Source organism: Bacteroides sp. B1-V-101, assembly GCF_023656585.1.
Lineage (GTDB): Bacteria > Bacteroidota > Bacteroidia > Bacteroidales > Bacteroidaceae > Bacteroides > Bacteroides thetaiotaomicron.
Map to the genome: position 1 here is coordinate 1 of NZ_JAMOKH010000003.1, position 13,751 is coordinate 13,751.

The following is a 13,751-nucleotide window of genomic DNA, read 5'->3' on the forward strand; positions in this document are numbered from 1 at the left end:
TTCGAACGATAGAAATCGCCAAGAAGTTCAAGCTGATAAGGACTAAAGGTCATGTCACTCTTTTTCATCTTTTATTCATTTTAGTTGATACTTATAGTAGTCAACCAAATCCAGGGTAAGACAGAGAGCATATTGCATCACACTATCCGGCAGCCAGCTCTTGCTTTTAGCAAACAGAACTTGCACCAACGGACCTACTTTAGTCCGGAAAGGAGGATTTTTACGCGCTACTATTTTACAGATTACAGCACCCAGCTTGCGGGGATCGCATCCGTTACGCTCTTCTTTTTCAATGATCTTTAATGATCTCAGAAAACTGTCTGCATAATCTTCATTTTGTCCGGTCAGTTCAGAGATGTTCCGGTTGTCGGTAAATCCGGTATTAAAATCCCCTGGCTGCACCAGACAGACTTTGATATGAAACGGATGAACTTCCAGCGCCAAGGCCTCGCTATATCCTTCTACTGCAAACTTGGATGCAGAATAAAATCCCTGATAGGGGATACCCATCACTCCACCAATAGAGCTGATATTGATAATCTTTCCCCGACGTGCCTTGCGCATATAAGGGAGCACTGCTTTGCACATATTGACCACGCCAAAGAAATTTGTATTCATCTGCATGCTCACTTCTTCTTCGGTAGCCAGCTCCAATGCTCCGCCAATTCCCATACCGGCATTATTAATCAATACATCCATCCGTCCCTGCTCGGATATTATTTGTTCTACAGCCTGACGAACAGAAATACTATTCGTTACATCAACGACAAGCATTCGGACCTTACCTATATTCTCTGAAGGTTTCCGGCTCGTACCGTAAACGATATGACCTTGTTCTGATAACATTTGCGCAGTGATCTTTCCAAATCCGGAAGAAGCTCCGGTAATGAGTATGATTTGTGGTTGCATATTCTTTTATTTGCAGCAAAGATAAAGAGAATATCCGAAAATTCTGTTTTTGCCGAATAGTATTCTGATTAGACGGTTTCAGAAGCTTCCTCCTGCAAAACTTGGTTTTCTGCAAAAGATATCCTATCTTCGGGAAAAATAACGATATGAAAAGAATACTTATATTCAGCATAGTATGTCTGACTTCAATTATAGTGTCGCTGGGACAGTCAGTGGAAAGCACCATTCTTCCTCCTACGGGCTACACTCGTGAAGTATGCGATGAACATTCATTTGCCGCCTATCTGCGTCAACTCCCATTATTGCCCAAAGGGAGTAAGGTTTTACTTTACAACGGACAGGAGAAAAGGAATCAGGCAGCCGCATTCGCCGTAGTAGATATGGAAATAGGCAATCGCGATTTACAGCAATGTGCGGATGCAGTCATGCGCTTGTGGGCAGAATACCTATGGGCACAGAAAAGATACGGAGAAATCAAATTTAACTTTACCAATGGCTTTCCGGCAGAATATAAAAAATGGGCGGAAGGAAACCGTATCAAAGTAACCGGAAATAAGGTAGAATGGTATGCTGCAGGAGGCAAAGACTATTCATATAAGACTTTTCGTAAATACTTGAATATGGTATTTATGTATGCCGGCACTGCTTCTCTTTCAAAAGAGCTTCGTACGGTTCCTTATACTTCACTGCAAGCAGGAGATGTGTTTATCAAAGGAGGTTCACCGGGCCATGCCGTGATAGTAGTAGATGTGGCAATTCACCCGAAAACAAAAAAGAAAGTTTTTTTATTGGCGCAAAGTTATATGCCCGCCCAGCAAATACATATCCTCGTCAATCCTGCCAACCGAAATCTGTCACCTTGGTATGAACTGACAGATACAGACAGTGGCAGATTGTATACACCGGAGTGGACATTTGAAAAGAAAGAGCTGAAAAGGTTTTAGAAATTGCTTACCTGGCACTTTTCCTTCCGGGGTCCCCTCCTGTAGGTGGGAGGAGCATAAAGATACCTCTTCTCAACTATTTAGTATAACGGTCAACTCTTGCCGCCAATCAGCACCGTTTTCCGGTTGGAAGGTTTCGAAACCAAGTTCTTTGCCTATGTGGATATTCGAACTTCCATCGTCAACGAAGAGCGTTTCGGAAGGTATGACATGACTGTCTTTTATCATAAAGTCGAATATTTCGGGAGCCGGTTTGGTATGTCCCAACTGGTAAGATAAATATAGTTTGTCGCAATAATCGTTCAGCGGTTTCCCTTCGGATGAAAACTCCGGACTGCATGCCCATGACATAACAAAAGGATTGGTATTACTCAAGAGATACACATGATATGATTTACGAAGTCCCAATATATAATCGAGCTTTCGCAAGTCCACTTCATTGAAAAAGCCTAACCACGCCTGTTTGGTTTCTTCCATCGTCAGTTCGCGACCGCACAGATCTCCTAATTGCTTCCGAAATTCATCGGCACTCAACTTTCCTTCTTCCAGTTCTTGGAAGATTCCGGTCTGATGGTATTTGTCCAAACGAGTATCGGCATCCGCCAATCCCAGTTTGATAAACGCCTGAACAGCTTTATCGCGATCAATGTCTACAATCACTCCGCCAAAATCAAATACAATGTTCTTAATCATGATATATACAATTTTTATTTGTTACAAAGATACGGCTAATCTTCTTAATAAACAGCCCGTCATCGCTTGATCTTTGTCAAAAAAAACATGAGGGCAATCTGCGATATGCATAATAATAGGAGGATAAATAATATAGTGACACTATCCTACCGTGATGGTGTAACTATGATCACAGTATAGTGTCACTATGGGAGGAGCATAGTGTCACTATGAGAAGAGGATAGTGACACCATTTTTTGTATGGTTTATAGAGGTGTATGTATCATATTATTTTTTATATTTGCAAATCCAATCGTTTGTATACAAAGATAAAAGCAGAGTTATGAATAATCTTCGAATCTTATTATACGTGGTTGTCCTTTCACTGGCTGCATGCCATCCGGAAGGGACTAATGTAAAGCAGGGATTAGACAAAGCCGCGCAGCTAATGGGACAGGACCCGGATACGGCATCTATTATTCTCGAAAATATCCAGATCAACCAGATGAACGAAGCACAGCTGGCAGAATATAATCTGTTGTGTACCCAGCTGAATGAAGATAAAAATATCGCCCATACGTCTGATAAGCAAATCCGTCAGGCGGTTTCATACTTTGACCAACACGGCGATGAACTTCAGAAATCAAAGGCTTATTTTTATCTGGCATGCGTAGAGAGTGATCTTGACCAGAAAAAGGAAGCGGAGACCCACTTCAAAGAAGCAATAAAGCTTGCTGCTCTTACAGAGAAATACGATTATGTAGCCAAGGTGTGTAGACGTTGCAGCCTTTATTATCAGAAATATGGTCATTTTGACGAAGCACTGGAAATGGAAAGAAAAGCCTATGCCAGCCAGTTAATGCAGAACGATCAGGCAGGCGATTCGAAAATCATACTTTCTTCTGCGTTAGGAGTATTTGGTGTGATGTCCCTGTTGCTTGGTCTTCTTTGGAAGAAAAATAAGTTTGTATATTCTCAGCTGAATACTTTTAAAGATGAAATGCTGCAAAAAGAGGCAGAGTCAGATAAATTATTGTTGCAATGTAATTATCTGGAAGAAAAATATCAGTCACTTCAACAGCATATTTATGAAAGTTCTCCGGTAGTATCAAAAGTCCGCCAAATAAAAGAACGGTCTGTTTCCCCTTCCAAGGTTGTTTCTTTTTCAGAGAAAGACTGGAGTGAATTATTAAGACTACAGGAAGGAGTATATGGACTTGTTTCCAAATTGAAAGAGATAAGTCCTAAACTTACAGAAGAAGATTTGAGAGTATGTGCTTTCCTGCGCGAAGGTATCCAGCCTGCCTGCTTTGCAGATCTAATGAAACTGACAGTAGAAACACTTACCCGAAGAATCTCCAGAATAAAAACGGAGAAACTTATGCTTGTAAGTTCCAAAGAATCACTGGAAGACTACATCAAATCATTGTAGTCCGCATTTGTCCGGAATCACCTGACAAAAAGCTTTGTTTTTCAACATCTTATAGAAATGGGATGTCCGTATCCGTCCGGCTAAAAATGCCTGTTTTATATCACTGTTCTATAACTTTGCAAACAAAAAAGTTACAGAACTATGAACTACTTATTATTTAAAAGATGGAATGATTTCAGTGGTTGGCTTGTCTTCCTGATAGCAGCTTTCGTATATGGAATGACAATCGAACCTACTGCCAGTTTTTGGGATTGTCCCGAGTTTATTTCATGCGCCGAGAAGTTACAGGTCGGACATCCGCCCGGTGCACCTTTTTATATGCTGGTAGGTAATCTGTTTACACAGTTTGCTTCCGATCCCTCTCAGGTTTCACGTACAGTCAACTTTCTGAATGCACTGCTGAGTGCAGGATGCATCCTTTTTCTTTTTTGGAGTATCACTCGTCTGGTCAGATATCTTCTGAAGGAAGAAAAAGAGAATCTATCAGTAACCGACGTGATTATCATCCTCGGTTCCGGGTTGGTAGGAGCTTTGGCATATACTTTTAGTGATACTTTCTGGTTCAGCGCAGTAGAGGGAGAAGTATATGCTTTCTCTTCTTTTCTTACTGCCTTGGTTTTTTGGATGATTCTGCGCTGGCAGGATGAGTCGGACACCGTTTATGGTGACCGATGGATTATTCTGATTGCCTATATAATCGGACTCTCCATCGGAGTACATCTGCTCAATCTGCTTTGCATTCCAGCGATTGTACTGGTTTTCTATTATCAGAAATATCGAACGATTTCGCTTAAAGGAGCAATTGCGGCGATTGCTTTATCCGGTCTGCTTATTGTATTGATACTTTTTGTCTACATTCCCGGAATGGCGGATATTGGAGGATGGTTCGAACTACTCTTTGTCAACGCCTTGGGATTTCCTTTCCAAACAGGACTGATTGTCTTTCTGGCTATCACATTTTTCCTGCTCATAGCTGGTATCTATCGTTTCAAAAAACGATTAATCAATACAGCTTTATGGTGCATACTTATGCTTACCGTAGGTTATACCACCTATGCAGTGATATTGATTCGTGCCAATGCCAATACACCGCTCAATGAAAATGCTCCGGATAATATTTTCGCACTCAAAAGCTATTTGAACCGGGAGCAATACGAAAGCGCCCCTTTACTTTACGGCAAAACGTATGCCTCCGAACCGGAGTATGTGCCCGAAGGAGATTATTACAAGGTAAAAATGAAAACGGGTGGTGCTGTCTACAGACCGAATAGGGAAGAAGGGAAATATAAAGTGATTCGAAATAAAGAGGAAGTATGTTATACTCAAAATATGCTGTTTTCACGAATGTGGAATGATCGCATGGCTTCCTCCTACAAAAGCTGGTCGGGAGGAACGGACGGAGCTCCCACTCAAAAAGAGAATCTTACCTATTTCTTCACTTATCAGCTCAACTATATGTATTGGCGCTATTTTCTCTGGAATTTTGTCGGGTGTCAAAATGATATCCAGGGACATGGCGAACCGGAGCATGGAAACTGGATCACGGGGATTCCTCTGTTAGATAATCTAAGACTTGGTGACCAGCAACTTTTGCCCGAATCTTTGCGTCAGAATAAAGGGCATAACGTATTTTACGCTTTGCCGCTATTATTGGGATTAGTCGGGATTTACTGGCAGTGGATGCGGGGAAAGAAGGGAATGCAGCAGTTTAGCGTCGTGTTTTTCCTTTTCTTCATGACAGGTCTGGCTATTGTGCTATATTTGAACCAGACTCCCGGTCAGCCCCGTGAACGGGATTATGCATACGCAGGTTCATTCTATGCTTTTGCTATTTGGATAGGAATGGGAGCTGCCGGATTGTGTGACGCACTTCGAAAAAAGAAGTCATCAGTACTTCATGTCGGCCTGTTAATGTTTCTCTGCCTGCTGATTCCGGTTCAGATGGCTAGTCAGACATGGGATGATCATGACCGGAGTAACCGTTTCACCTGCCGTGATTTTGGAGCCAATTATCTGATGACACTCCCCGACAAAGGAAATCCTATCATTTTCAGTAATGGAGATAATGATACTTTTCCCTTGTGGTATAATCAAGACACGGAAGGAGTACGCAGGGATGCCCGCATCTGCAATTTGAGTTATGCGCAAACAGATTGGTATATTTATCAGCAGCAATGCCCGTTGTATGATGCACCCGGATTACCCATTACCTGGAGTAAAGACCAATATCAGGAAGGAAAAAACGAATATGTAGCCATCCGACCGGAACTGAAAAAACAGATAGAAGAGCTTTATCAGAAACATCCGGAAGAAGCCCGTGATAGTTTCGGCAATGATCCGTTTGAGGTAAAAAACATCTTGAAGTACTGGGCATTATCGGAGAAACAGGACTTCCACGTAATCCCTACCGATACGATCAGTATCAGCATTGATAAAGATGCAGTACTCCGATCAGGCATTATGCTTCCCGACTCCATCCGTCATCTGAAAGGTGAAGATCTGAAAAATGCGATACCGGATAAGATCTATATTTCTCTGAAAGATATGCGTATTCTAACCAAGGTAGATATGCTGATGCTGGAAATGCTTGCCAACTGCAATTGGGAACGCCCATTGTACATGGCAATATCCGTCGGTGAGGTCAGCAAGCTGAAGTTTGATCATTATTTCGTTCAGGAAGGATTAGCTTTCCGTTTCACGCCTTTTGATTATAAAAAATGGGGAAATGTCAAAGGAGATAATAACTATGCGATAGATGTAGAGAGATTGTATGAAAATGTAATGAACAGATATAAGTATGGCGGACTGGACACTCCCGGACTCTATCTGGATGAAACCACCCTGCGAACCTGCTATTATCACCGGAGGCTTTTCGCCCAACTGGCAAAGGAACTGATCAGGCAGGGCGACAATACCCGAGCAAGGAAAGTACTTGCCTATGCAGAACAAGCTGTTCCGGCGTACAATGTCCCCGAGACCTATGAAAGCGGGTCATTCGACATAGCCAAAGCCTATGCTGCCCTAGGAGAAAAGACGAAAGCAATGCCTCTGTTAAAGTACCTGACAGCCGAATCGGAAGATTATATCAACTGGGCATTCTCATTAGGAGACAACAGGATCAATATGGTTCAGAGAGATTGCCTGTATAAGTTCTGGCAATGGAATCAGTATAATGAACTTGTAAAAGAGATTGATGAAGAGGAATACAGGCTAAGTAATCAGCGCTTTGAGGAGAAATATGCTTTATTCTCTCAAATCGTGGGACTTAGAAACTAAAATCCAGAAATATAAACTTGAAAACAATAAAACTATCAGAAGTATGAGAAATGCATTGAGTAAAATAAATTATATTATTCTATCGATTGGTTCGATATTGATTATCACAGGATATGTATTAATGAGCGGCGAGGGGAGTACCCCTGCCGCATATAATCCTGATATCTTCAGCAGACTTCGTATATGTTTTGCACCCATTATTTGTTTACTCGGTTATTTGCTGAATGTGGTTGGCATTATTTATATTACAAAAAAGAATAATTAGCAGGGATACATCTTAAATATTTTCAAAAGAATGCGTTTTTAAGCCAAATAATTACTTCTTTTGTCCTCACTAATAAAAATGAAAGTCGGACAACATGAGTAATAACATTGACATAAAAACGCTTGAAGCCTTCCAGGATGGAAATCACAAGGCTTTTGAAACAGTTTTTATAGCCTATTACAATAAAACAAAGACTTTCATCGACGGATATATAAAATCGGAATCGGATGCCGAAGAATTGACAGAAGACCTTTTTGTCAACCTTTGGATCAATCATGATTCAATTGATGCATCCAAGTCTTTTAGTTCTTATCTGCATACAATTGCCCGTAATTCGGCCATAAATTTCTTGAAACATAAGTATGTACATGACACTTATCTAAATAGTAGTCAGGAGATCGAATATAGTTCTACCTCCGAAGAAGATCTTATTGCTAAAGAGTTAGGCTTATTAATAGATGACATTGTCGGAAAAATGCCGGAACAGCGAAAAATGATCTATACATTAAGCCGTCAGGAAGGGTTGAGCAATGCTGAGATAGCAATACAGCTCAACACCACTAAAAGAAATGTCGAAAGTCAGTTAAGCCTCGCATTAAAGGAGATACGGAAAGCTATCTCGTGCTTTTTATTATCTTTTTTATAAAAACATCCACTTTTTCATTGAGCTTTTTGCCATCAGACTGTATATATAGTAAATACAGCAAAAATGGAAAAGAGTAATATTATCACCAGAATCATCAAAAAGTTCCTTTCCGGACGTTTTTCTGTTGAAACGGAGGAAAAGGTACAGCGATGGATTATGAAGGAAGAAAACGCGGAGGAGAAAGAAAAAGCCTCATTAGAGTATTGGAACGAACTGGATACGGAAGCCGATTCAAAAACATATAGTGCTTTAGAGCGGGTCAATTTAAGAACCGGATACAACAAAGAACATCTTGAAAATATTGTTTTATATCATAAGTTTGTCCGCATTGTAGCCGTCGTTATTCCCATATGCTTATTGGCAGGAGGATTGCTTTATTATATCCCTTCCGAAAACGAGCAGATAGAAATATCCACAGCCTATGGCGAACAAAAGCGCTTGGTTCTGCCGGATAGTTCCGAAGTATGGCTGAACGCTGGAAGTACAATTACCTATCCGAAAACTTTTACCAAAGAGAATCGTGTCGTAACCCTTGATGGTGAAGCCTATTTCTCAGTCAGAAAAGATGATGCAAAACCTTTCATAGTAGAAACATCGCAACTATCCGTCAAGGTACTTGGAACGAAGTTTAATGTAAAGGCATATGCTAATGATGCGAATATTACCACAACGTTGACTAGTGGAAAAGTGGAAGTGAGTACGCAATCCCGTCCTCCTCAAACTCTCAAGCCCAACGAACAACTCACCTATGATAAATCGACATCAGATATTGAGATATCGACAGTAGACACTGTTGACACGAACAGTTGGGTAAAAGGGAAAATAATCTTCACCAATGCTACTGCCGAAGAAATATTCAGAACGCTGGAACGACGTTATGATACTGTTATCGATCATTCTACCGATTTTTCTGCCTCTAGACGGTACACTGTCAAATTCCTAAAAGATGAGAATCTGGATGAAATGCTGAATATATTAGGAGATATAATCGGCTTTAGCTATCGGCAGAGTGGAAACAAAATAATAATAACCAAATAAAAAAAATAGCCTATGAACAAAAAGAACCGGGAAGCAGCTTGAGACCCTCTTCCCAGTTCTGAAATGTCTATCCTCATTTAAACCGCGAAGTAAAAACGAAGTATCAACGTACAAATATAAAATAATGAATCGAATTAATGCGAATAAAAAGCCAGATAAGATGATCATTCTTTTGTTTTTTTCTATTCTGTCATTGACGGCAATTTCCCAAAATGCAGAAAAGAAAATTACAATTCAAAATAAAAATATCTCTTTAAAAGAAGCCTTTGAGCAAATAGAACTACAAACAGACTATAGCATAGCTTACGAACAGTCAAATCTGAACCTGAAAAAGAGGCAAGCATTATCGCTAAAGTCCGCAAGCATTGAGAAGGCACTAACACAAATATTGAAAGGTACCGGATACATATACAAAATAAAGGGATATCATATTATTATCTCTCTGCCGACACCAAAAACAGAAACAATCGACGAAAAGACACAAAAACTAACGCAAACCATAAGAGGAATCGTAGTCGATTCCAAAACTAATGCTCCAATAGAGTATGCCTCTGTCTATGTCTTAGAGGAACCTTCCTTGAATAGCTCTACAGATAGTCTGGGAAACTTCAGAATCAGCAATGTTCCTATTGGACGCTACAATATTCAAGCGTCTTTTACGGGATATCACATAAGCATAATCAGTGAGGTATCCGTAACTTCATCCAAAGAAGTATATGTAGAAATTCCGATGGACGAGAATATCCAATATCTGGCAGAAGTCCTCGTGAAGCCGGAAATAAAGAAAAACCGGACGATCAATCCTATGGCTATCACAGGCGGCCGTATGATCAGCATGGAAGAAGCCGGCAGATTTGCCAACGGCTTCGATGACCCTGCACGATTAAGTGCCGCTTTCGCAGGAGTAGCGGGAGACATCGGCACCAATGCCGTAGCCATTCGCGGAAACTCCCCGCAATTCACGCAATGGAGGCTGGAAGGAATTGAGATACCCAATCCGACTCATTTTGCCGATTTGTCGGGATTGGGCGGAGGTTTCCTGTCAGCTCTGAGTACACAGGTGATCGGAAATTCGGATTTTTACAACGGAGCTTTTCCCGCAGAATATAACAATGTATTATCGGGTGTTTTCGATATGCACCTGCGCAATGGAAATAATCAAAAGTACGAACACGCTTTTCAAGTCGGACTAATGGGTATCGATCTGTCATCAGAGGGACCAATCAGTAAAAAACGAGGAAGTTCTTATCTCGTTAACTATCGTTTTTCGACTACATCACTGGCTACCGGCAATGACCTGAATCTTAAATATCAGGATTTAGCATTCAAGCTAAACTTTCCGACCTCCAAAGCCGGCACCTTTTCTATTTGGGGATTAGGATTGATTGACAGAAACAAAGCTCCAATAGAGGAGCGTTCCAAATGGGAAACTCTGGGAGACCGGCAATCGGGAGAAAACAGGCTCGAAAAAATGGCAGGAGGGCTGGCACACAAGTATGTGATAAATGAAAACACGTATGTCCGTTCTTCTCTGTCTACCACTTATTCCAAAGATCATACAGTGGTAGATCAACTAGCAGATGACAAACTAATCAGAGTAGGAGATATCCGGAACAGCAGGTGGGACTTCGTTTTTAATTCTTATCTGAATACGAAGTTCAGTCCGAGACATACTAACAGAACGGGAGTTACGATTACAAACCTTCACTATGATCTTGATTATCAGGTCAGCCGTTATTTCGGATTAAACAGACCTATGGAACAGATTTCAAAAGGCAATGGCGAAAGCACAGTCTTTTCGGCCTATAGCAGTTCGGTTATCAATCTGAATAATAACTGGGTCACCAGCTTAGGAGTAACAGCCCAATATTTTACTTTGAACAATAACTTATCCATCGAACCGCGGGTTGCCCTAAAATGGAAAATAAATCCGAAACATTCTTTGGCGTTAGCCTATGGGTTGCATAGTCGCAGGGAAAAGCTGGATTATTATTTTGTAGAAAAGGTCGTCAACGGCAAGAACCAGTCAAACCGATATCTGGATTTTTCCCGGGCACATCATGTCGGGATGACATACGACTGGAATATCAATCAAAACCTGCATTTAAAGATAGAGCCTTATTTCCAATATTTACTTCGCATACCGGTTGAAAAGAACTCCTCCTTCTCGGTCATTAACCATGAGGAATTTTATTTGGACAGAATCTTGACCAACACTGGTCAAGGCAGAAATTATGGAATAGACATCACGCTGGAACAATATATGAAAAATGGCTTCTACTATATGATTACAGGTTCTTTGTTTAAATCGAAATATAGGGGAGGAGATAACGTTTGGCGTAATACAAGACTGGATAAAAACTATCTGCTGAACTTGCTTGCCGGAAAAGAGTGGATGGTCGGCAAACTTAAACAAAACGTACTGAGTCTCAACGGACGTTTATTCTTTCAGGGAGGGGAACGCTATACACCTGTAAACGAAGAAAGAAGTCAGGCAGAGCATGACATCGTTTTTGATGAAACGAAAGCATACAGCAAAAGATTCAATCCTTCCATAAACGGTGATGTTTCTGTCAGCTTCCGGATAAATAAGAAAAGAGTATCTCATGAGTTCTCATTGAAGATTCTGAATGTAGGTATGCGCACCGGAATGCACTTTTACCAATACAATGAAAAGACCTTTGAAATTGAAGAAAAAGAAGGAACAGGGTTAATTCCCAATATAAGTTATAAGATTTATTTCTAGACAAACTAAAATCCTAAATGTCTTAAAGTAATCATTATGCTCTGTCATTCAGACCTCCCGTTACCAAGGGAAATGTTCTGAATGACAGAAACTCTTATGTACAATGACTTTCGGTAATTATGATATAACAATCCAGAATTAAAAAAAATCCTAATCAGTAATATTGGTATAACTTTCTGTAATTTATATACTGCAAAAATCAATCACTCTGCTTAAATTTGCATCGGTTAAAAAGCATAAGATTCGATTCTAATGAAATTGAAAATAATTAAGATATAACTACTATAAATTGAAAATCTAATAAATTTATGTTGCGTACTATCAGACTTACAGCCGCAATCGTGTGTTTCACACTTATTACTCTGCTGTTCCTTGATTTCACAGGGACATTGCACACATGGTTCGGATGGCTGGCGAAAATTCAGTTTCTGCCGGCAGTATTAGCCTTGAACATAGGTGTCGTGCTATTCCTTATTGTGCTCACATTACTATTCGGGCGTATTTATTGTTCGGTCATTTGCCCGTTAGGAGTATTTCAGGATGCTGTTTCATGGTTCTCCGGCAAACAGAAAAAGAACCGCTTCCGTTATTCTCCGGCTTTAAAATGGCTGAGATATGGTGTATTGGCTGTATTCATCCTTGCCTTGGTTGCCGGACTGAATGCTTTTGTCGTTCTACTGGCACCTTACAGTGCATACGGCCGGATGGTTTCCAGTCTGCTGGCTCCGGTATGGCAATGGGGAAATAATCTCTTGGCATATTTTGCCGAACGGGCAGAAAGCTATGCTTTCTATGAAGTGGATGTCTGGATGAAAAGTCTTTCAACACTGATCATTGCTGTGATTACCCTTATTGTGCTTTTTGTTTTGGCATGGCGTAACGGACGTACTTATTGCAATACCATTTGTCCTGTTGGCACCGTATTGGGATTCATATCACGATACTCCATCTTCAAGCCTGTGATCGATACTTCCAAATGTAATAGCTGCGGATTGTGCGCACGTAATTGTAAAGCATCCTGTATTAATGCCAAAGCCCATGAAATTGATTATAGCCGTTGTGTCGCTTGTATGGATTGCCTGGGAAAATGTAAGCAAGGAGCTATTAAATATACCAGACGTGTTCAAAAGAAAGAAGGGGTTGATACGGAAACGGTTAAAATAAAATCCGTGACCTCGGAACAGATTGACAATGCCCGTCGTAGTTTTCTTTCGGCATCGACTATTTTCGCTACTTCTACCATGCTGAAAGCACAGGAGAAAAAGGTAGACGGAGGATTGGCAGCCATTGAAGACAAGAAGATTCCCAACCGGGAGAATCCGATTTATCCTCCCGGATCATTAAATGCACGCAACTTTGCCCAACATTGTACTGCCTGTCAGCTATGTGTCTCTGTTTGTCCTACTCAGGTATTACGCCCATCCGGTAATCTGGCAACTCTCATGCAGCCGGAAATGTCCTATGAGCGTGGTTATTGTCGTCCGGAGTGTGCCAAATGTGCGGAAGTATGCCCTACAGATGCCATTCATCTGACCAGCCTGGCAGAGAAATCCGCTATCCAAATCGGGCATGCTGTATGGATCAAGGAGAACTGCGTACCGCTGACTGATGGAATGGAATGCGGCAACTGTGCCCGCCATTGTCCGGCAGCCGCTATTCAGATGGTAGCTTCCGATCCCGAAATAGCGGACTCACCGAAGATTCCGGCAATCAATGTCGAACGGTGTATTGGTTGTGGTGCTTGCGAGAATCTTTGTCCATCCCGTCCTTTCAGTGCCATTTACGTGACCGGACATCAGATGCACAGAATTGTATGATTTAAA

10 protein-coding genes are annotated in these 13,751 nt (G+C 41.0%); 8 read left to right on the top strand and 2 right to left on the bottom strand.

Features of this window, described 5'->3' with window-relative positions:
• Positions 1-75: 75 nt before the first annotated feature.
• Positions 76-909: a 3-ketodihydrosphingosine reductase gene (kdsR, locus tag NBH01_RS03090; RefSeq protein WP_250699977.1), complete on the bottom strand. Its 834-nt coding sequence runs from the start codon at positions 907-909 to the stop codon at positions 76-78.
• 146 nt (positions 910-1,055) lie between these two features.
• Between kdsR and NBH01_RS03095 the strand changes: the two genes are divergently transcribed.
• Entirely contained in the window at positions 1,056-1,853 is a 798-nt protein-coding gene (locus NBH01_RS03095) for a DUF4846 domain-containing protein (RefSeq protein WP_143920052.1), read from the top strand.
• Between the two features lie 72 nt (positions 1,854-1,925).
• Here NBH01_RS03095 and NBH01_RS03100 read toward each other — a convergent pair whose 3' ends face one another.
• Positions 1,926-2,546 (bottom strand): HAD family hydrolase, encoded by a 621-nt coding sequence (locus NBH01_RS03100; RefSeq protein WP_008761607.1) that lies wholly within the window; start codon positions 2,544-2,546, stop codon positions 1,926-1,928.
• Positions 2,547-2,868: 322 nt separating this feature from the next.
• Here NBH01_RS03100 and NBH01_RS03105 point away from each other — a divergent pair, with 322 nt between their 5' ends.
• The 7 genes from NBH01_RS03105 (at position 2,869) to NBH01_RS03135 (ending at position 13,745) form a co-directional block, all read left to right on the top strand.
• A complete protein-coding gene (locus NBH01_RS03105; RefSeq protein WP_022471136.1) occupies positions 2,869-3,957 on the top strand; it encodes a hypothetical protein in 1,089 nt (362 codons plus the stop codon).
• A 141-nt stretch (positions 3,958-4,098) separates the two neighbouring features.
• The gene (locus NBH01_RS03110) at positions 4,099-7,233 is read left to right on the top strand and encodes a glycosyltransferase family 117 protein (protein ID WP_225679484.1); all 3,135 of its coding nucleotides are present in this window, start codon (positions 4,099-4,101) and stop codon (positions 7,231-7,233) included.
• Between the two features lie 43 nt (positions 7,234-7,276).
• Positions 7,277-7,498: a DUF3098 domain-containing protein gene (locus NBH01_RS03115; protein ID WP_008765758.1), complete on the top strand. Its 222-nt coding sequence runs from the start codon at positions 7,277-7,279 to the stop codon at positions 7,496-7,498.
• 94 nt (positions 7,499-7,592) lie between these two features.
• Positions 7,593-8,144, top strand: coding sequence for an RNA polymerase sigma-70 factor (locus NBH01_RS03120; RefSeq protein WP_048693705.1), 552 nt, complete (start codon positions 7,593-7,595; stop codon positions 8,142-8,144).
• 63 nt (positions 8,145-8,207) lie between these two features.
• Positions 8,208-9,182 carry a FecR family protein gene (locus NBH01_RS03125; RefSeq protein ID WP_008765756.1) on the top strand — a complete coding sequence of 325 codons (975 nt, stop codon included), beginning with the start codon at positions 8,208-8,210 and terminating at the stop codon, positions 9,180-9,182.
• Positions 9,183-9,306: 124 nt separating this feature from the next.
• The gene (locus NBH01_RS03130) at positions 9,307-11,928 is read left to right on the top strand and encodes a carboxypeptidase regulatory-like domain-containing protein (RefSeq protein ID WP_225679482.1); all 2,622 of its coding nucleotides are present in this window, start codon (positions 9,307-9,309) and stop codon (positions 11,926-11,928) included.
• Positions 11,929-12,236: 308 nt separating this feature from the next.
• Positions 12,237-13,745 (top strand): 4Fe-4S binding protein, encoded by a 1,509-nt coding sequence (locus NBH01_RS03135; RefSeq protein ID WP_225693994.1) that lies wholly within the window; start codon positions 12,237-12,239, stop codon positions 13,743-13,745.
• Positions 13,746-13,751 lie beyond the last annotated feature (6 nt).